The organism is Intrasporangium sp. (assembly GCF_051961875.1).
Taxonomy (GTDB): domain Bacteria; phylum Actinomycetota; class Actinomycetes; order Actinomycetales; family Dermatophilaceae; genus Intrasporangium_A.
In genome coordinates, this window is record NZ_JBQCCV010000245.1 from 1 (window position 1) to 19,104 (window position 19,104).

Consider the following 19,104-nt stretch of genomic DNA (forward strand, 5'->3'; position numbering starts at 1 on the left):
CGACGCCGAGGCGATCAGGCGGGTCGCCCGCCGGATCGTCGAGACGCAGCGGGCGGGCAACAAGGTCTGCGTCGTCGTCTCGGCGATGGGGGACACCACCGACGACCTGCTCGACCTCGCCGAGCAGGTGACGCCCGCCCCGCCGGCCCGCGAGCTCGACATGCTGCTCACCTCGGGCGAGCGGATCTCGATGGCCCTCGTCGCGATGGCGATCGCCCACCTCGGCGCCGAGGCACGGTCCTTCACGGGCTCGCAGGCCGGGGTCATCACCGACGAGGTGCACGGCCGGGCCCGGATCATCGACGTGACGCCGGGCCGCATCCAGAGCGCGCTCGATGCCGGGCACATCGCGATCGTCGCCGGCTTCCAGGGCGTCAGCCAGACGACGAAGGACATCACGACTCTCGGCCGTGGCGGCTCGGACACGACCGCCGTGGCCCTCGCCGCCGCGCTCAAGGCCGACGTGTGCGAGATCTACACCGACGTCGACGGTGTCTTCACGGCTGACCCCCGCGTCCTGCCGACCGCCCGCAAGCTCGACGTCGTCTCGATGGAGGAGATGCTCGACCTCGCCGCGAACGGCAGCAAGATCCTGCACCTGCGCTGCGTCGAGTACGCCCGCCGCTACGGCATCCCCATCCACGTGCGCTCCTCCTGGTCGCAGAGACCCGGCACGTGGATCAAGGACAACCCCTACGAAGGAGAAGGCGCTGTGGAAGCACCGATCATCACCGGCGTCGCCCACGACAAGGGCGAGGCCAAGATCACGATTGTCGGCGTCCCGGACGAGGTCGGCGCCGCGGCGCACATCTTCGGTGCCATCGCCGAAGCGGAGATCAACATCGACATGATCGTCCAGAACGTGTCGGCCGCCCAGACGGGCAAGACGGACATCTCCTTCACCCTGCCGCAGGGCGACGGCGCCAAGGGGATGAGCGTGCTGCAGGGGATCAAGGGCGAGGTGGCCTATGAAGACCTGCGCCTGGATGACTCGATCGGCAAGATCTCGCTCGTCGGGGCCGGGATGAAGTCCCACCCGGGTGTCTCCGCGAAGTTCTTCCGGGCGCTCGCCGACGCCGGCATCAACATCGAGATGATCTCGACGTCCGAGATCCGTGTCTCGGCGGTGACCCGTGCCGACCAGGTCGAGGACGCCGTCCGCGCCGTGCACACCGCATTCGGGCTCGACGCCGCCGAAGAGGCCGTCGTCTACGGGGGCACCGGCCGCTGAGGCGCTGAGGCGCTCCCCGGGGAAGTGGGTAGGGGCTCTCGTAGCCCCAGATGCCCCTCCGAGGAGCGCCCGATGCAGCACGAGAGCGTATGGCTCGCCACGGCGGACCGCCGCGCACACCCACCGATCGAGGGGCGCCTGGCCATCGACATCGTCGTGGTCGGTGCCGGCATCACCGGCCTGACGACCGCCCTGCTGGCGCAGCAGGAGGGAGCCCACGTCGCCGTCCTCGAGGCGCGCCGCGTCGGATCGGGGACGACCGGGGGCACGACCGGCAAGGTCACCTCGCAGCACGGCCTCATCTACGCCGACCTCGTCGGGCGTCACGGCTTCGACACGGCCCGGCGCTATGCGCAGGCCAACGAGGCGGGCCTCGAGCGTGTCGGCACACTCATCGATGAGCACGGCCTCGACTGCGGTTTCACGCGGGCGCCGGCTTTCGTCTACAGCCGGTCCGATGAGATGGCCCACGAGATCGCGGCGGAGGCACAGCAGGCCGCCGCCCTGGGTCTGCCGGCCCGGCTCAACCGCGACACCGGCCTGCCTTTCGACGCGCCGGTAGCGATCCGGTTCGATGAACAGGCCCACCTGCATGCCGGGCGCTACCTGACCGGACTCGCCAAGGCCTTCACCGACGCCGGCGGGCAGATCTTCGAGGGGTCCCGCGTCACGGGCGTCGACGACATCGGCGACTCGGCTGTCGAGGTGACGGTCGAGGGCCACGTCGTGCGCGCGGAGCGCTGTGTTGTCGCGACCCTCCTGCCGATCGGCCTCATCGGGGGCTGCTTCGCGCGGACCACCCCGGCGCGCTCCTATGGCCTGGCCGTGCGCCTGCAGGGGGAGGCGCCGACGACGATGACGATCACCGCCGACTCGCCGACTTACTCGACGCGCCCTTGGCCGGATGCGGGACCGAACGGCCTCATCGTCGTCGGGCACGGACACGCAGTCGGTGCGGACGTCGACACCACGGAGCAGTACTCCGCTCTGGAGCGGTGGGCCCGGGCCACCTTCGACGTGGAGGCGATCGACTACCGGTGGTCGGCCCAGGACTACGCGACGACCGACCGGCTTCCCTACGTCGGACGGGTGCCTCTGCGGCCGCGGGTGCTCGTCGCCACCGGCTTCGCCAAGTGGGGACTGACCAACGGCACCGCCGCTGCGATGATGCTCACCGACCTCCTCGCCGAGCGTGAGTCGCCCTGGCTGCCCGCGTTCGATGTCGGTCGCATCGGCGACGTCGGGTCGGTCATCGAGACGGCGAAGGCCAACCTCGGCAACACCGTCGACTTCGTCAAGGACCGGCTGACCGGGAGCACCCCGACCTGCACGCACCTCGGCTGCGGGCTCCACTGGAACCCCGCCGAGACCAGCTGGGACTGCCCCTGCCACGGCTCCCGCTTCACCGAGCAGGGCGAGGTCATCGAAGGTCCGGCCGTGCGGCCGCTCGACCTGTCCTGACCTCCCAGCGGAGCCAACTCCCCGTAGAGTGAGCGCTCCGTCCCAGCAGCCACATGGATTGTGTGGCGGGAGGGACGAACTGCTCACTCGACGTCGTGGTTTGGGCTCTGGCCGCGACGGGCAGGGGAGCGGGCATGGCGACGATCGGGTTCCACTGTGCCCACGAGCAGATCGCGCCCTCACAGCTCCTGGCCGACGTCGTCCATGCAGAGGCGTCCGGCTTCGGTGCCGCCCTCTGCGCAGACCGCCTCTCTCCCTGGACCACGCGGCAGGGCCAGTCCGGCCACGCCTGGTCCTGGCTGGGGGCCGCCCTCGCGCGCACCAGCCTCAGCTTCGGCGTGCTGAGCTCGCCGGGCCAGCGCTACCACCCGGCTGTGCTCGCCCAGGCGATCGGCACCCTTGCCGAGATGTTCCCCGGCCGGTTCTGGGCCTCGTTCGGTTCCGGCCAGGCGATCAATGAGCACGTCACGGGCAGCGGCTGGCCTCGTAGAGAGCTGCGTGAGCGCCGCCTCGTCGAGTGCGTCGATGCCATCCGGCTCCTCCTCGCCGGCGAGGAGGTGAGCCACGACGGGCTCGTCTCCATCGACCGGGCGCGAGTCTGGTCCCGGCCCGAGGCCAGCCCGCCACTCCTCGGGACCGCACTCACCGAGGAGACTGCGCACTGGCACGGCCGGTGGGCCGATGGCCTCGTCACCACCGGCCAGCCGCCCGAGGTGCTGCGCCGCATCATCGACGGTTACCGGCAGGGGGGCGGGCGGGGCTGGCTGGCGCTGCTGGTCCATCTCAGCTGGGCTCCCACCGAGGACGAGGCGATCGACCTCGCCATGGACCACTGGCCGATGGGCGCGTTCGGACCGTCCGTCGTCCTCGAGATCGAGACCGTCGACGGGTTCGACGAGCTGGCTCGACACGTCACGGAGGAGCAGGTGCGCGCAGCCGTACGCGTCTCCGCCGACCTCGAGCAGCACGTCGACTGGATCCGGGCCGACCTCGAGCTGGGCTTCGACGAGATCTACCTCCACTTCGTCGGCCCCGACCAAGGGCGGTTCATTGACGCCTTTTCCAGCGACGTCCTGCCGGCATTCGCCGAGGAGCCCCACGAGGAGACCGTTCATGAGAACGAGTGACACCGCCGATCTGTGGTGGCGCAACGCCGTCATCTACTGCCTCGACCCCCAGACCTACCTCGACACGGACGGGAACGGCCAGGGCGACCTGCAGGGAGTCATCGACCGGATCGACTACCTCGCCGAACTGGGCGTCACGTGCATCTGGCTCATGCCCTTCTTCGAGACGCCCGACCGTGACGACGGCTACGACGTCTCCGACTACTACGTCGTCGACCGGCGTCTCGGCAGCCTGGGGGACTTCGTCGAGCTCGTCCGGATGGCCCGGTCGCGCGGCATCAGGGTGATCATCGACCTGGTCATGAACCACACCTCCGACGAGCACCCGTGGTTCAAGCAGGCCCGCCAAAGCCCGACGAACCGGTTCCGTGACTACTACGTCTGGCGGAAGAAGCCGCCCAAGAACGCGAAGCAGAACATCATCTTCCCCGAGGTCGAGACCAGCACGTGGGCCAAGGACGACAAGACGGGCGAGTACTACCTGCACCACTTCTACTCCCACCAGCCGGACCTCAACGTCTCGAACCCCAAGGTGCGCGAGGAGATCGCGAAGAACATCGGGTTCTGGCTCGAGCTCGGCGTGGCCGGGTTCCGGGTCGACTCTGTGCCGTTCCTCTTCGACAACGACGGCGTCGACGAGGCCGGCGCCCACTACTCCGCCATCGACTACCTCCGCGAGATCCGGGAGTTCGTGGCGCGGCGCTCAGGGGACGGCGTGCTCCTGGGCGAGGTGAACCTCCACTACGACGAGCAGCGCAAGTGGTTCGGCGGTGAGGCCGGAGACGGGCTGCACATGCAGTTCGACTTCATGACGACCCAGCACCTCTTCCTCGCGCTCGCGCGACAGGACGGCCGGCCTCTCATCAAGAGCCTGAAGCAGCGCCTGCGGCTCGGCGCCACCAACCAGTGGGCCACCTTCGTGCGCAACCACGACGAGCTCACGCTCGACCTGCTGACGAACAAGGAGCGCGAGGACGTCTTCGCCGCGTTCGGGCCAGATCCGGACATGCGCATCTTCGGCAGGGGCATCCGTCGCCGGGTCCCGCCGATGCTCGAGGACGACGCCCGGACCCGGCTCGCCTACGCCTTCATCTTCTCCCTGCCCGGGTCGCCCTGCCTGTTCTACGGCGAGGAGATCGGCATGGGCGAGAACCTCGAGGTCGAGGGACGGCACGCGGTCCGGACCCCGATGCAGTGGAGCCCGGAGGGCGGGTTCTCGGAGGGCGACCCGAAGCGGATGGTCCGGCCGATGCCGGACGGGGACTGGGGGCCGAAGAAGGTCAACGTCGAGTCGGAGCGGCACGACCCGAACTCGATGTGGCGCTTCATGCAGCGGCTGATCCGCGCCTACCGGGAGTCACCCCAGCTGGCCTGGTCGTCGCTCGAGCTCATCGAGCAGGACAACCCGTCCGTCGTTGCCCACGTGTGCCGGGCCCCCGACGATGGCTGGGCCATGATCGCGCTGCACAACTTCGGCGAGCAGGGAACCCTGGTCGAGCTCGACCTGCCGGGCACCGATACCGACGGCGTGCTCGTCGACCGCTTCGACGGCAGCCGGCTGCCCTTCGCCGAGAGTGGGACCGCCCGGGTGGAGGTCGACGGCTACGGCTTCCGGTGGTTCACCGTCGGTCAGGGCCTGCCATGAGTCGCAGCGACTATCCGGGCGCGCAGCCCTGGATCCCGGACCACCCCGACGAGGAGCGGCTGCGGGCGGCGGTGCAGGAGTGCCGGGGCTGCGACCTCTACCGCGACGCGACGCAGGGCGTCATGGGCGACGGTCCCGTCCCCGCCCGGCTCATGCTCGTCGGCGAGCAGCCCGGCGACCAGGAGGACAAGCAGGGACTCCCCTTCGTCGGTCCGGCCGGCCGGATGCTCGACCGTGCCCTCGACGAGGCAGGCATCGACCCGGCCAGCGTCTACAAGACCAACGTCGTCAAGCATTTCCGGTTCGAGCGCGACGGTGGGAAGCGGATCCACAAGTCCCCGGTCCGCTGGCAGGTCGCGGCGTGCGAGCCATGGCTGCTGACCGAGCTGGCCCTCGTCCGCCCCGAGGTCGTCGTCCTCCTCGGCGCGACCGCTGGGCAGGCCGTCTACGGCCCGGGGTTCCGCGTCGGCGCCGTCCGCGGCAAACCGACCGAGTGGCCGGACGGCCTCGGCTCAGTCGACGTGGTGCCGACGACGGTCGCGACCGCGCACCCGTCGTCGATCCTGCGCTCGAGGCAGCGAGACGTGGACCTGGCCGCTCTCGTGGCAGACCTCGTCGTGGCGCGTGAGCTGCTCGCCTGAGTGCCGCTGCCCTCGTTTCATGGTGTCCTCTCGGCCCGGTGGACGAAGCGGGCGGTATGCCGTTCACCCGGCAGGTGAGCGGCATACGTCCTGCTGGTCCTCCTACCCAGCGGGCTGGTCGGCACTGTCCTGTTTGGGCTCTCGCCCAAGGGGCACGGGGCCAGAGAGCACTGGGAGGAGGTACGGGATGAAGGACCAGTTCGGGCTCATCCTCCTCATCATCGTCCTGGTCATCCTCGTCGGCGGGTTCGTCGGCTTCTCACGGGGACGCAAACCGCGGACGCCCCGGGAGACCGATCAAGCCGCATACCGCGAGAAGCGGGAGCACGAGGAGCAAAAAAGGGACGATTGATGAGGCGCGATTAGGAGAACCGACTTGGGGGTACTTCGGGGGAGTCAACCGAACTAGGAGGCTTCATGATCATCCTCGGGATCATTTGTTTGATACTGGGCCTGATCCTCAAGATCAGCATTCTCTGGACGATCGGCATCATCTTGGTCGTCATTGGGATCATCCTGTGGGCGCTCGGGGCCGCTGGACACGCCATCGGAGGACGATCTCACTACTGGTAGATCAACCACCGCCGCGCCACGGACACGGCTCGGCTGACCACATGCGGTCCGACACTTCGGTGTCGGGCCGCTTGTGTTTGTCCTGACTGTTTGTCGGGTACCTCCGGTCACGATCGCTTTGACGTCGAAGAGTGGAGGGGGTGGCATGCGGGCCAAACACATCCTGGTGGCCGGCGCGGTGGTGCTACTGGCCGGGTGTGCCGGCGTGGGCGGCGGTGGCTCCTCCGGCGGCGACGCTGGCCCGAGCGGGGCCAAGGGCGGCAGTGAGTTCAGCGGCACCCCGAGCGGGACGTTGCGCATCATGGGCTTCGGTGGCGAGGACGAGGTCGCGCAGGCGCGCGTCTCAGCCTTCAAGGCCGCCTACCCGACGGCCCAGGTCTCGCAGACGAAGGGCGACTTCGACGCTCAGCAGTTCCTCAGCGCCCTCGCGAGCGGCAACCCACCGGACGTCGTCTACATGGACCGCAACCTCGTCGGCACCTACGCCGCGCAGCAGGCGATCGTCCCGCTCGAGGCGTGTGTCGACGGGCAGCAGGTCGACACGAGCCAGTACCGCGAGGCCGCCCTCAAGACGGTGACGCTCGGCGACAAGCTCTACGGCATCCCCGAGTTCTACGTCGTGGTCGTCAACCTCATCGACGGCAAGGCGCTCGCGGACGCAGGGCTGCAGACCAGCGACATCCAGACCAAGGACTGGCAGGCGCTCAAGCAGACCAGCGACAAGCTGCACCAGGCCAAGGGTGGCAAGCTCAGCGCGATCGGCTTCGACCCCAAGCTCCCTGAGGACTTCCCGCTCTGGGCGATGGCCAACGGCGCAGACCTCATCAAGGAGGATGGTGCGCCGAACCTCAACGACCCCAAGGCAGTTGAGGCGCTCGACTTCGCGGCGAGCCTCGTCAAGGACCAGGGCGGCTGGGCCTCCTTCAAGGCGTTCCGGGACTCCCACGACATCTTCAGCGACAACAACCCGATCTCCGCGCATGCCGTCGCCGCGTTCCCGATGGAGAACTGGTACGTCAACGTGCTGCGCGACTTCATCCCCAAGGGCCTGGGGCTCCAGTCGACTTCGTTCACCGACCACGACGGCAAGCCGATCAGCACGGTCGGCGGCAACGCCTGGGTCATCCCGAAGGGCGCGAAGAACCCGCTTGCGGCGTGCGCTTGGGCCAAGACGATGACGAGCAAGGACACGTGGATGAAGGCGGCCGACGCCCGCATCGCGAAGGTCAAGGCCGACAAGAGCTTCTTCACCGGCCTCTTCACGGCGAACAAGCCCGCCGACGAGGAGATCAAGGCGAAGTACCTCACCAACGTGCCGGACCCCGGTTTCGAGCAGGCGATCAACAACTACTACGCCACCCTCGATGTTGCCAAGGCGCTCTATCCGTCGCCGGCCGGCTCCGAGATCGACGCCGCCTGGCGCAGCGCCGCCGAGAAGGTCCTGACCGGGACCCCCGCCCAGACCGCCCTCGACCAGGCGCAGAAGGAGGCTCAGTCGGCCTACGACAAGGCGAGCAAGAATGGCTGAGCAGGCCATTCGCACCGCGCGCGGTCTCCGGGCGGCGCGCGCCCGAGGATCGTTGCAGCGTAAGGAAAGCAGAGCGGCATACCTCTTCCTCTTGCCGTGGATCTTCGGCTTCCTCGTCTTCACCGCGGGGCCGATGGTGGCCAGCCTCTTCCTGTCCTTCACCGACTACTCGGTCGTCCGGCCGTCCGAGCCGGTCGGGCTCGCGAACTACCAGCAGCTCATCGACGACCCACGCGTCGCGAAGTCGCTCACCAACACGTTCGTGTATGCCGCTCTCTTCGTCCCGCTCGGCACGGTCGTCGCGCTGGGGCTGGCGATGCTGCTGCACAAGGTCGGTCGCGCCAAAGGGTTCTTCCGGACGGTCTTCTACCTGCCGGTGATGACGCCTGCCGTCGCCGCGGGCGCGATGTTCCTGCTCCTGCTCAACGGGCAGACCGGCCTGGTCAACCAGGTGCTCGGGTGGTTCGGGGTGGGCGGGCCGAACTGGACCACCGATCCCGCGTGGCTCAAGCCCTCGCTCGCCATGGTCAGCCTCTGGACCGTCGGCGGCACCGTCGTCATCTACCTGGCCGCGCTCAACAACGTGCCGAAGCAGCTCTACGAGGCGGCGATGCTCGACGGGGCCGGGGCGGTGCGGCGGTTCTTCCACGTGACGCTGCCGATGATCTCAGGCGCCCTGTTCTTCACCGTCATCACGCACACCATCGCGGCGATGCAGATGTTCGATCAGGCCTACACGATGTTCTACGGGCCACAGCAGAAGGCGAGCGCGTCCGACGAGTCACTCGTCTACATGGTCTACCTGTTCCAGAACGCCTTCCAGTTCTTCAAGATGGGCTTCGCCTCGGCCATGGCCTGGCTGCTCTTCATCATCATCTTGGTCATCACGGTGATCCAGGTGAAGGTCGGCAACCGGTTCGTCTACTACGAGGGGGACAACCGATGATCGCCCGTCTGCGCGTCGTCACGCCCGGCACGGTGGTGCGGCTCCTGCTGCTGACCGTCGCGTCGGTCGCCTTCGTCTACCCGCTGGTCTGGCTCGTCAGCGCGTCGCTCAAGCCGAAGACCGAGGTCTTCGACAACAAGCTGGTCCCCGACCATGTCCAGTGGAGCAACTTCGTCGAGGTCTGGAACGCCGGGCCCGTCCTGCAGTGGCTCATCAACTCGACGCTGGTCGCGTTCATGGCGGCGATCACCGTGACCATCTCGAGCGCGGCCGTCGCGTTCGGCTTCGCCTACTTCCGGTTCCGGCTGCGCGGCGTGCTGTTCGGGCTCGTGCTGTCGACGATGATGCTGCCCGGCGCGGTCACGATGATCCCGGTGTACCTCATCTGGAACAAGCTCGGCTTCGTCGACACCCAGGTGCCGCTGTGGGCCGCGAACCTCTTCGGCTCGGCGTTCTACATCTTCCTGCTACGGCAGTTCTTCCTCGGCGTGCCGCGCGAGCTGTTCGAGGCGGCGCGGATCGACGGGTGCGGCTTCTTCGGGCTGTTCCGCCGGATCGCGCTCCCGCTCTGCCGACCCGCCCTCATCATCGTGTTCGTCTTCGAGATGCAGGCGAGCTGGTCCGACCTGATGAAGCCGCTGATCTACCTGCAGACGGAGCAGTACTTCACGATGCCGCGCGGGCTGAAGCAGATCATCGACGCCTTCGCCCTGTCCGGTGAGTACCACTGGGAGATCGCGATGGCGGCGACCCTGCTCGCGACGGTGCCGATGATCGTCGTGTTCGCGTTCGCCCAGCGCTACCTGCTCGACGGCCTCGCGCTCTCCGCCAAGCAAGGCTGACCCCCGATCACCGTCGAGTGAGCGTTTGGTCCCACCCGTCTCACGTCGAGTGAGCGCTTGGTCCCACCCGTCCCACGTCGAGTGAGCGCTTCGTCCCAGCCGTCCCACGTCGAGTGAGCGCTTCGTCCCAGCCGTCTCACCTAGAGACACCGCCGGCACTCCGTCCACACCTCAATGCCGTTCGTCCACGTTGTCCACAAGGGCCAAGTGCCGCTGTTCGCCGAAGGGCTCCTCCCCCGAGTGTGGACCGATGATGACGTCTCAGCCGGTCCCTCATGGTCTCGCAGAGTTGGACGAACGAAGGCCGGCACTGCTCGCACGGTGCCGCTCGGCCATCACCGTCCTGCCGTCGGGATCCGTGTTTTCACACCTGACGGCGGCGGCGCTACTCGGGCTGCCCATGTCCTACGCAATGGAGGCCGAGACCCGGCTCCACTGCATCCGACCTATCACTATGGGGCAGGCGCGCATCGACGGCGTCGTCGGCCATCGGGCCCTGCACCCACGAGAAGTCGTCATGGTCGAGGGCTTGCCAGTGGTCGGCCTGGCAGACACGTGGGTGGATCTGGGCCAACTCGTGGGTCGGGGCAAGCCGGTGGGTCTCGACGACCTCATTGTGGTGGGCGACGCATGCGCCACGGCGCTCGAGAGCGTCATACCTCTGCGCCGTGCGCTTGCCGCGCGAGTGCGGCCGCGTGGCAAGCGGACCCTTCTCGAGGCCTTGGATCTCATCCGTGTGGGGTCATGGTCCCCTCGGGAGACGCTCGCCCGAATCATGCTTGTTCGAGCCGGCCTGCCGGAGCCCAAGCTCAATGTGCGCATCTACTCAATGGCGATACCGGATCTGCTCCTGGGTGTCGGCGACTTGGTGTGGCATGAGGAGCGCCCGGGTGAGGAGGACATCAAAGTCATCGGTGAATACCAGGGACTCGCCTTTCACGGCAACCGTCCACAACGCCTCCGGGACCGGCGTCGGAGGGGCGGGCTGGAATCGGACGGGTGGCAGGTCGAGGACATCTGGGCTGAAAACATGGCCGATCGGCACCCTCGCGAACTGACGGTGATCCGCTTCGCCGAAGCCCTGAGGTTTCCGGTGGGCGGCCTCGATCTCAGCGCGGTGGAGCCGCAGTTCCTTTCCCGTCATGCGATCTTCGAGGCGCAGCAACGTGACGACTTGTGGCGCGAACGGCAGTACCGAAGGGCGTGACGGCACGTGCCGGCGCTCGGGAGTCGAAGCACTGGGGGCTCTGGAGCTGAGCGCTCACTCGACCATGGGACTGCTGGGGCGTCTGGGGCTGAGCGCTCACTCGATGCTGGGACTCAAGGGGTCTTTGGGGCTGAGCGCTCACTCGACGGTGGAGGGGTGTGACTGCTCCCCCTGAGTGTTGGCTGGGAGGGCTGCCACTGCTGCTTGTCCCAGGTCAGAGCGGGTAAGCCACTTCTCATGCACACGCCGATCCGCGACCTGCTCGACCGCTTTCCGGGCGTGCGGCTGCTTGTCCTCGGTGACGCTGTGCTCGACGCATGGATGTATGCCGCGTGCGGCCGGCTTGCTCGCGAGGCGCCCGTGCCGGTCCACGAGGTCGACCACGTCGACTGGATGCCTGGCTCGGCGGCGAACTGCGCCGCCAACGCCGCGGCCCTCGGTGGTCAGGTGGAGCTGGTCGCGCTCGTCGGTGCCGACGAGTCGGGCGAGCGGCTGCGGAGCATCCTGCGCGGCAGCGGGGTCGACGACTCGGGGATCGTGGTCGACGCGACCCGGAGCACGACGACGAAGTCCCGGCTCGTCGTCGACGGCCAGGTGATGAGCCGGTTCGACACCGAGGCCCACCCGGCATGGAGTGGCGCCGCCCTTGCTCGGCTTGGCGACCTGGCGATCGAGCGCCTCGAGCGGGTCGATGCCGTGCTGGTTGCCGACTACGGCAACGGTGCCCTCTCCGAGGGGTTCATCCGTCGGTTCTGCCGGGAGAGGAACCGGCTGCGCGGTCCCCTCATCGTCGACGGCCACGACTTCCACCGGTGGGACGACTGCCGGGTCACGGCGATGACCCCCAGCGCCTCGGAAATCGACGGGACCCCCCTCGAGACCCCGCAGGCCGAACGGATCGAGCGCCTCACGACACGCTCGCAGGAACTCCTGCGCGAGTGGCGCTGCGACATGCTCCTCACGACGGTCGACGCGGCTGGCACCCTGCTGCACCGGTGGGGTCGCCCTCCCCATCGCACCCGTGCCGTCGCTCATGCGACCCAGCAGACGTGCGGTGCGGGTGACACGGTCAGCGCCGCGTTCGCCCTCGCCCTGGCGGCGGGGGCCGAGCCCGACGTCGCTGCCGACCTCGCGCAGGAGGCGGCCGGTGTCGTCGTGGACCAGCCCGGGACGTCCTGCTGCACCGCGGCGGCCCTGCTCGAGCGGAGCCGCGGGCTCGACGACGGGCTCGGCGTCACGTCGAGGGCGGAGCTGCGCGGCCACGTGGCGGCCCACCGGGCGGCCGGCCGGCGGATCGTCTTCACGAACGGATGCTTCGACATCCTCCACGCCGGCCACGTCGAGTACCTCCGCCAGGCTCGGGCCCTCGGCGACGTCCTGGTCGTCGCCCTCAACAGCGACGCCAGCGTGCGGCGGCTCAAGGGAGATGACCGGCCCATCGTGCCCGAGGCCGAGCGAGCCGGGCTGCTCGCGGCCCTGCGTTCGGTCGACCACGTCGTCCTGTTCGACACGGAGAGCCCGCGCGACCTCATCGGGCTCGTCCGACCCGACGTCTACGTCAAGGGCGGCGACTACAACGTCGAGATGCTCCCCGAAGCCCCGCTCATCCAGCGACTGGGCGGCGAGGTCGTGCTCGTGGACTACATCGGAGGACGGTCGACGACCGAGATCGTCGAACGGATCCGGGGACAGCGCCCGACCCTGATGCCCGCGGAGCACCATCGATGAGCCCGCCGGTCGACGTCCTGGTCCCGACCTGCGAGCGGCCGCATGCCCTGGCCGTGACCCTCTCCGGGCTGGCCGCCCAGACGCATCACGACTTCCGGGTGGTCCTCAGTGACCAGTCGGCGGAGCCCGTCGACACCGACCCACTCGTCTCGGCCATCCGGCGCGTCCTCGAGCTGCACGGCACACCGGTCAGGGTCGACCACCAGGTGCCGCGCCGCGGGGTGGCCGAGAACCGGCACCACCTGCTCGAGCTGTCGGACGCGCCATACGCCCTCTTTCTCGACGACGACGTCTGGCTGGAGCCGTGGGCCGTCGGGCGGCTCGTCGAGGCGATCGACGAGCTCGACTGTGGTTTCGTCGGATTCGCCGTCCAGGGCCTGTCCTACCGAGACGACCGGCGACCCCAACAGCTGAGCGCGTATGAGGAGTGGCGGGGCCGGGTCGAGCCCGAGCGGGTTCGCCGCGGGTCGTCGGCCTGGGACCGGCACCTGCTCCACAACGCCGCCAACCCCACCCACCTCGCCGAACAGCTGCGCCTCGACCCTGCGACGTGGCGTGCCTACAAGATCGCGTGGATCGGCGGCTGCGTCCTCTACCGCCGAGCGGCGCTCGTCGAGGCGGGCGGGTTCGCCTTCTGGCCCGACCTGCCGCGGGAGCATGCGGGGGAGGACGTCGTGCCGCAGCTGCGCGTCATGGAGCGCCACGGGGGCGCCGGCATCCTGCCGAGCGGCGCGGTCCACCTCGAGCTGCCCACGACGGTGCCCCGTCGTGAGGTCGAGTGCTACGACGTGGTGGGCCTGTGAGACCCCGCGTGCCCCACGAGCGCGGCCCCCTCGATGACGTATACCGTGTGCTCGCGTTGCGGGCGAACGGGATCGGCGACTTCCTCGTCATCATTCCGGCCCTCAATGCAGTCAAGCGGGCCTACCCGGACGCCGAGATCACCGTTGTCGGCGACGCCTGGCTCCCGGACCTCGTCTCTGGCCGCCCGGGCCCCTGGAGCCGCTGTCTCGTCGCACCGAGGTATCCCGGCCTGCGCGGCCTGCCGTCCGACACCCCGCCCGGCCCCGATGTCGAGGCGTTCCTGGCGGCACGGCGCGAGGAACGGTACGACCTCGCCCTCCAGCTGCACGGTGGCGGCGCGACGAGCAACACCTTCGTCGCGTCGCTCGGGGCGCGGGTCACGGCCGGGGCCCGGGCGAAGGGGGCGCCACCGCTGGACCGCTCCGTGCCCTACCTCGCCCACCGGCACGAGGTGCTCCGCTGGCTCGACGTCGTCGGCGTGGTCGGCGCCGGCCGGCTCGGCACCCACGACGAGCTGATACCGCGAATCGCCCTGACGGAGCGCGACCTCGACGAGGCGCGCGACGCGCTGCCGACCGACGCCCCGTATGTCGCCCTCCACCTCGGCGCGCGTGATGCACGGCGCTGTTGGCCCCTGGAGCGATTCGTGGAGCTGGGCCGACGGGTGCTCGACGCCGGCCTGGCGCTGGTCCTGGTCGGCGGGGACGACGACAAGCCTGCCTCCGCACGAGCCGCCGCGGAGCTCAAGCAGTCACTCGGCAACCGCCCCGCGGTCCACGACCTCGCCGGGCGGCTCTCGCTGTCCGGCACCATCGGCGTCCTCGCCGGGGCCACCGCCTTCGTCGGCAACGACTCGGGTCCGCGTCACCTCGCCGCTGCGGTTGGCACACCCACGGTCGGCATCTTCTGGCTCAGCAACGTGCTCGCTTTCGGACCTCTCGTCGGGGACACGGACCGGGCACTCGTGTCGCAGCAGCTGCACTGCCCGGTCTGTGGCGAAGAGCAGGTCGAGACGCGGTGCGAGCACGACGTCTCGTTCGTGTCGGCGATCCCCGTCGACCGGGTGGAGGCCGCTCTCGCGGAGGTCCTCGCGGCGCCCACCGAGGAGCTCCCGCCGGAGCAGAACTCCAGCGGGACGGGTCAGCCGAGTGCGGAGCCCAGCCACCAGCCGAGGGAGCATGCGCCGAGCCCCACGGTGAGGTTGGCGACCACGTTGGCCAGCCCAGCAGCATACGACCCGTCCTCGAGCAACCGGACGGTCTCGTAGCCGAAGGTCGAGAAGGTCGTGAGCGCTCCGCAGAAGCCGGTCGCGATGAGCGTGAGTGCCCACGCGGGCACGGCTGCCCCCGCTACGAGTCCGATGACGAGCGAGCCGACGACGTTGACCACCAAGGTTCCCCAGGGGAAGACACTGTCGTGGCGGGACTGTACGGCCTGGTCTGTGAGGTAGCGCAGCGGCGCCCCCACCACGGCGCCGAGGATCACGAGGAAGGCACTCATGGGCGCCGCCCGACGTGGCGGACCACCTCGACCTCGTCGAGCGTGACGAGGCCCTCGAGCTCGAGCTCGTCGAGCTGGGGCAGGAAGGCCTGGATCGCCTCGTACCGGTCGATGATGACGATCGAGAGGGGCAGGTTCTCGGTCAGGGACAGCAGCCGGAGGGTGTGGATGCTGTGCGAGGCGCCGAAACCCTCGATGCCCCTGAAGACGGCCGCCCCCGACAACCCGGCCGCGTGGGCCCGGTGCACGATCTCCGCATACAGCGGCTTGTGGTGCCACTGGTCCGACTCGGTGAGATAGATAGTCAGACGACTCGCCTTGCCCTGCAGCGTCATTCGGATCTCCTTGCATGAGGCGTGCGGTGGCTCGCGGCGCGCGCAGCCGCGAGACCGAGCCACACGGCGGGCAGCCCGGTCAGCAGGGTGCCGAGGTAGTAGACCGCGGCACGGCCCGGCTCGCCGGCCGCGAGGAGGTGGTGCATGTCGAGCGCGTAGGTCGAGAACGTCGTGTAGCCGCCGAGGACGCCTACGCCCCAGAACGGTCGGAGCAGCCGGCGGGGCGGCCACACCTCGGTGATGAGGTGCATGAGGGCGCCGATGACGAGCGCACCCGTGACGTTGGTGATCCAGGTCGAGACGGCGATCTCGCCGGATCCGTGCGGCAGTGCCTCGGCCAGGCCCCAGCGGGCGAGGCTGCCGAGCGCGCCTCCGGCAGCGATCGCGGCGAGGATGTCACCGCGCCCCTTCAGCAGCCGCACCCTGCGGCGTCGCCCTGGTCCCACACGCACTCCTACCGTTGAGGTAGGGACTGTTGGCGTCTGTCGCGGTTGTCGGCGAGCCCCACCGCCATCGGTGGCAGCATACCGACCGGCACGGCGCCCGGGGTGGCCGTCTCAGATGACGTGCCGATACGAGACCGGTCCTCGACGGAGGACGTCGAGGAGCTCCCGCGCCCAGTGCCGCGGCCGCAGCGCCGGGGTGTCCTTGCCGGCTCCGTGCATCATCCCCTCGAGTGCCTCCGTGACCGCCGCCGCGGCATCGAACCGCGGCGACCATCCCAGCTCGCGCCGGGCCCGCTCGGTCGACATTCGCGGCGCCGCGGCCGCGAGGTCCAGCCAGCCGGGGTCGACCGCCTGCAGCCGCAGGGCCCAGCTCAACGCCGCCAACCCGCGCAGCCAGCGCCACGGGAAGTGCACCGGCCGCGCGCCGAGGATGGCCGCGATGTCCGGCTGCCGCACCTCTCCGTCGCCGGCGATGTTGAAGGCGCCCGTTGCCCGCTGCTCGAGGACCCGGACCACCGCGTCGGCGAGGTCTTCGATGTGGACGAACTGCGCGCGGAAGCCCCGGTCGAGGGGGAGGACGGGCAGGTGCCGGAGCACCAGGGTCGGCACCCACACGGGATACGTGTAGCGCAGCAGGGAGCCACCGCTGGCGCGGTGTCCGACCAGTGACGGCCGCATGCGTGCGATCGCGATCCGTCCCCGCGCCTCCTCGCCGTCGAGGAGGCGCTCGACGGCCGCCTTGTGGCGGCTGTAGGGCAGCGTCGTATTGCCTCCGGTCGGGTAGCTCTCGTCGACCGGGTCGTCGTCCGCCCGGGGCGAAAACGCCCCGAGCGACGAGAAGTCGACGAAGTGCGGCACTCCGGCGACGATCGCGGCGTCGAGGGACGCCCGGGTCCCGCCGATGTCGAGCTGCCGGAGGTAGCGCGAGTCGTGGCTCGGCTGGAACCCGAAGACGAGGTGCACCACCGCCTCGGCGCCCCGCATCACGGCGGCCAGCTCCTCGACGGCATCGATGCTCGTGACATCGATGGCGTGCCACTCGGCCTGCTGCCGCGCCCAGCCCGCCGTCGGCGGTCTCCGCGCGACGCCGACGACCTCGTGCCCGTCCGCGGCGAGAAGGTCCACGAGGCCGCTGCCGATGTTGCCGGTCGCGCCGACGACGACGACCCTCATGGCCGGGTCACGCGGCCGGGTCGAGAACGACCTTGATGCAGCCGTCCGTCTTCTGCTGGAACATCGCGTATGCCGCTGGGCCCGAATCGAGCGGCAGCCGGTGGGTGGCGAGGTGGCTCAGTCCGAGGATGTCCTCGCCGGCCGTCACGGTCGGCATGATCGCGTCGGTCCACCGGCGGACGTTGCACTGGCCCATCCGGACGGTGACCTGGCGGTCGAACATGGTGAGCATCGGGAGCGGGTCGAGCGCTCCGCCGTAGACGCCGACGAGCGAGACGGTGCCGCCTCGGCGCACCGAGCGCAGCGCCGTGTGGAGCGCGTCGAGCCGGTCGACGCCGGCGTGGGTGAAGAGCGGCTGAGCCACGGCCTTGGGCAGCATCCCAGCCGCGGTCTGTGCGGCCGCGGCGACGGGGGAGCCGTGTGCCTCCATGCCGACCGCGTCGATCACGGAGTCGGGCCCTCGGCCGTTGGTCATGTCGAGGAGCGCCTCGACGACATCGTCGACCTTGCCCTGGTCGACGACCTCCGCTCCCCACTCCGCGGCGAGCGCGAGGCCCTCGGTGATCCGGTCGACGCCGATGACGCGCGCCGCGCCCTGCAGTCGCGCCACGCGCACGCAGAGCTGGCCGACCGGTCCGAGGCCGAGCACCACGACGGTGTCGCCCTCGACGCTGCTCGCCTCGGGCGAGCGGTCGCCCGTGGCCGCATATGCCACTCCCTGCCAGGCGGTGGGGAGGATGTCGGAGAGGTACAGGTACTGCTCGTCCGGTCCCCCCTCGGGGACGACGATCGGGCCGTAATGAGCCTGCGGCACGCGGAGGTACTCCGCCTGCCCGCCGGGCACCTGGCCGTACAGCTTTGTGTAGCCGAAGAGGGCCGCGCCGGTCCCGTGCTGTTTGACCTGCGTCGTCTCACACTGCGACTGCAACCCGTGCGTGCACATCCAGCAGCTCCCACAAGAGATGTTGAACGGCACGACGACGCGGTCGCCGACCTTGAGCCGCTGCCCCGCCTCGGAGCCGACGGCCTCGACGATGCCCATCGTCTCGTGGCCCAGCACGTCGCCCGGGTCGAGGAACGGCCCGAAGACGTCGTAGAGGTGCAGGTCGGACCCGCAGATGGCGGTGGAGGTGACGCGGATGATGGCGTCGGTGTCCTGCTGGATGGTCGGGTCGGGGACCGTCTCGACGCGCACGTCGTGCTTGCCCTGCCAGGTCAACGCTCTCATGGGGCTCCTCCGAGAAGATGGGTTCTCACGCCTCTACCCATCCGCCAAACCCGGGAACGCCGCCCCCGGCGGCCCCTATCCTGAGCCGATGCACCTCGAGTTCTCGGGGGAGCTGTGGTTCTGGAGGGGCCCCGCTCCCTGGCACTTCGTGACCGTTCCCGACGACGGGTGCCGTGAGATCGCGGCCGCGGCGCCCTTCGTCACGTACGGCTGGGGCTGCATCCCGGTGCGCGGGCGAATCGGAGAGACGGACTTCGAGACGTCCCTGATCCCCAAGGACGGTCGCTACCTCGTCCCGGTCAAGACCGCGGTTAGGCGGGCGGAGGCCCTCGAGCTCGGCGACGTGGTGCCCGTCCGCCTCCTCATCGACGCCTGACCTGCCGCACCTCCCTCGTCGAGTGAGCGCTCCGTCCCAGAGGTCGCACGGGTTGCGGTGGTTGCCTTCTCGTCGAGTGAGCGCTCCGTCCCAGTAGTCACAGGCGTTTCTGTGACGGATGAGGCCGAGCGCTCACTCGATGGAGTGGTGCTGTGACGCATGGGACCAACCGCTCACTCGACGTGTGGTGGGCCGACAGGGACGTATGCCGCTGCGCCAACTGAGTCGTGAGACGCACCTGCCGCGGTCGTTGCCTTCTCGTCGAGTGAGCGCTCCGTCCCAGTAGTCACAGGCGTTTCTGTGACGGATGAGG

General features: G+C 69.4%; 19 protein-coding genes and 1 pseudogene. 15 read left to right on the forward strand and 5 right to left on the reverse strand.

The genetic code is table 11. The annotated features are described in order from the left end of the window. The 14 genes and pseudogenes from ACTHJJ_RS14530 to ACTHJJ_RS14595 all read left to right on the forward strand — a co-directional run. A partial coding sequence (locus tag ACTHJJ_RS14530) for an aspartate kinase (RefSeq protein WP_440303654.1) occupies nucleotides 1–1,231 on the forward strand: 1,231 nt, incomplete at its 5' end. 72 nt (nucleotides 1,232–1,303) lie between these two features. Beyond that, nucleotides 1,304–2,692 carry an FAD-dependent oxidoreductase gene (locus ACTHJJ_RS14535; protein WP_440303655.1) on the forward strand — a complete coding sequence of 463 codons (1,389 nt, stop codon included), beginning with the start codon at nucleotides 1,304–1,306 and terminating at the stop codon, nucleotides 2,690–2,692. A gap of 134 nt (nucleotides 2,693–2,826) precedes the next feature. Beyond that, on the forward strand, nucleotides 2,827–3,819 hold the full coding sequence (locus ACTHJJ_RS14540; RefSeq protein WP_440303656.1) for a TIGR03885 family FMN-dependent LLM class oxidoreductase: 993 nt from the start codon (nucleotides 2,827–2,829) through the stop codon (nucleotides 3,817–3,819). Continuing rightward, nucleotides 3,806–5,464: an alpha-amylase family protein gene (locus ACTHJJ_RS14545; RefSeq protein WP_440303657.1), complete on the forward strand. Its 1,659-nt coding sequence runs from the start codon at nucleotides 3,806–3,808 to the stop codon at nucleotides 5,462–5,464. The genes ACTHJJ_RS14540 and ACTHJJ_RS14545 overlap by 14 nt, the downstream gene beginning before the upstream one ends. Beyond that, on the forward strand, nucleotides 5,461–6,105 hold the full coding sequence (locus ACTHJJ_RS14550) for a UdgX family uracil-DNA binding protein (RefSeq protein WP_440303658.1): 645 nt from the start codon (nucleotides 5,461–5,463) through the stop codon (nucleotides 6,103–6,105). The genes ACTHJJ_RS14545 and ACTHJJ_RS14550 overlap by 4 nt, the downstream gene beginning before the upstream one ends. A gap of 187 nt (nucleotides 6,106–6,292) precedes the next feature. Continuing rightward, nucleotides 6,293–6,457 (forward strand): hypothetical protein, encoded by a 165-nt coding sequence (locus ACTHJJ_RS14555; RefSeq protein WP_440303659.1) that lies wholly within the window; start codon nucleotides 6,293–6,295, stop codon nucleotides 6,455–6,457. A 65-nt stretch (nucleotides 6,458–6,522) separates the two neighbouring features. Beyond that, nucleotides 6,523–6,678 carry a DUF6131 family protein gene (locus ACTHJJ_RS14560; RefSeq protein WP_440303660.1) on the forward strand — a complete coding sequence of 52 codons (156 nt, stop codon included), beginning with the start codon at nucleotides 6,523–6,525 and terminating at the stop codon, nucleotides 6,676–6,678. 145 nt (nucleotides 6,679–6,823) lie between these two features. Next, complete coding sequence (locus tag ACTHJJ_RS14565) at nucleotides 6,824–8,206, forward strand: ABC transporter substrate-binding protein (protein WP_440303661.1); 1,383 nt, start codon at nucleotides 6,824–6,826, stop codon at nucleotides 8,204–8,206. Next, nucleotides 8,199–9,152, forward strand: a complete 954-nt coding sequence (locus tag ACTHJJ_RS14570) for a carbohydrate ABC transporter permease (protein WP_440303662.1) — start codon at nucleotides 8,199–8,201, stop codon at nucleotides 9,150–9,152. The genes ACTHJJ_RS14565 and ACTHJJ_RS14570 overlap by 8 nt, the downstream gene beginning before the upstream one ends. Beyond that, a complete protein-coding gene (locus ACTHJJ_RS14575) occupies nucleotides 9,149–9,994 on the forward strand; it encodes a carbohydrate ABC transporter permease (protein ID WP_440303663.1) in 846 nt (281 codons plus the stop codon). The genes ACTHJJ_RS14570 and ACTHJJ_RS14575 overlap by 4 nt, the downstream gene beginning before the upstream one ends. 358 nt (nucleotides 9,995–10,352) lie before the next feature. Then, nucleotides 10,353–11,201, forward strand: coding sequence for a hypothetical protein (locus tag ACTHJJ_RS14580; protein WP_440303664.1), 849 nt, complete (start codon nucleotides 10,353–10,355; stop codon nucleotides 11,199–11,201). Between the two features lie 237 nt (nucleotides 11,202–11,438). Then, nucleotides 11,439–12,929, forward strand: a complete 1,491-nt coding sequence (gene rfaE2, locus ACTHJJ_RS14585; RefSeq protein WP_440303665.1) for a D-glycero-beta-D-manno-heptose 1-phosphate adenylyltransferase — start codon at nucleotides 11,439–11,441, stop codon at nucleotides 12,927–12,929. After that, the gene (locus ACTHJJ_RS14590; RefSeq protein WP_440303666.1) at nucleotides 12,926–13,732 is read left to right on the forward strand and encodes a glycosyltransferase family 2 protein; all 807 of its coding nucleotides are present in this window, start codon (nucleotides 12,926–12,928) and stop codon (nucleotides 13,730–13,732) included. Before rfaE2 ends, ACTHJJ_RS14590 begins: the two co-directional genes overlap by 4 nt. Nucleotides 13,733–13,779: 47 nt before the next feature. Further along, nucleotides 13,780–14,709, forward strand: a pseudogene (locus tag ACTHJJ_RS14595) (glycosyltransferase family 9 protein); the annotation flags it as partial. Nucleotides 14,710–14,873: 164 nt separating this feature from the next. Here the strand turns inward: ACTHJJ_RS14595 and crcB are convergent. The 5 genes from crcB to ACTHJJ_RS14620 form a co-directional block, all read right to left on the reverse strand. Further along, nucleotides 14,874–15,233 (reverse strand): fluoride efflux transporter CrcB, encoded by a 360-nt coding sequence (gene crcB, locus ACTHJJ_RS14600; RefSeq protein WP_440303667.1) that lies wholly within the window; start codon nucleotides 15,231–15,233, stop codon nucleotides 14,874–14,876. Beyond that, complete coding sequence (locus tag ACTHJJ_RS14605; protein WP_440303668.1) at nucleotides 15,230–15,568, reverse strand: DUF190 domain-containing protein; 339 nt, start codon at nucleotides 15,566–15,568, stop codon at nucleotides 15,230–15,232. The genes crcB and ACTHJJ_RS14605 overlap by 4 nt, the downstream gene beginning before the upstream one ends. Continuing rightward, nucleotides 15,565–16,014 (reverse strand): fluoride efflux transporter FluC, encoded by a 450-nt coding sequence (locus tag ACTHJJ_RS14610; RefSeq protein ID WP_440303669.1) that lies wholly within the window; start codon nucleotides 16,012–16,014, stop codon nucleotides 15,565–15,567. Before ACTHJJ_RS14610 ends, ACTHJJ_RS14605 begins: the two co-directional genes overlap by 4 nt. 111 nt (nucleotides 16,015–16,125) lie before the next feature. Then, the gene (locus tag ACTHJJ_RS14615) at nucleotides 16,126–17,187 is read right to left on the reverse strand and encodes an NAD-dependent epimerase/dehydratase family protein (protein WP_440303670.1); all 1,062 of its coding nucleotides are present in this window, start codon (nucleotides 17,185–17,187) and stop codon (nucleotides 16,126–16,128) included. A gap of 7 nt (nucleotides 17,188–17,194) precedes the next feature. Further along, a complete protein-coding gene (locus ACTHJJ_RS14620) occupies nucleotides 17,195–18,415 on the reverse strand; it encodes a zinc-dependent alcohol dehydrogenase (RefSeq protein WP_440303671.1) in 1,221 nt (406 codons plus the stop codon). 88 nt (nucleotides 18,416–18,503) lie between these two features. Here ACTHJJ_RS14620 and ACTHJJ_RS14625 point away from each other — a divergent pair, with 88 nt between their 5' ends. After that, nucleotides 18,504–18,791, forward strand: coding sequence for a DUF1905 domain-containing protein (locus tag ACTHJJ_RS14625; protein ID WP_440303672.1), 288 nt, complete (start codon nucleotides 18,504–18,506; stop codon nucleotides 18,789–18,791). Nucleotides 18,792–19,104: the final 313 nt, after the last annotated feature.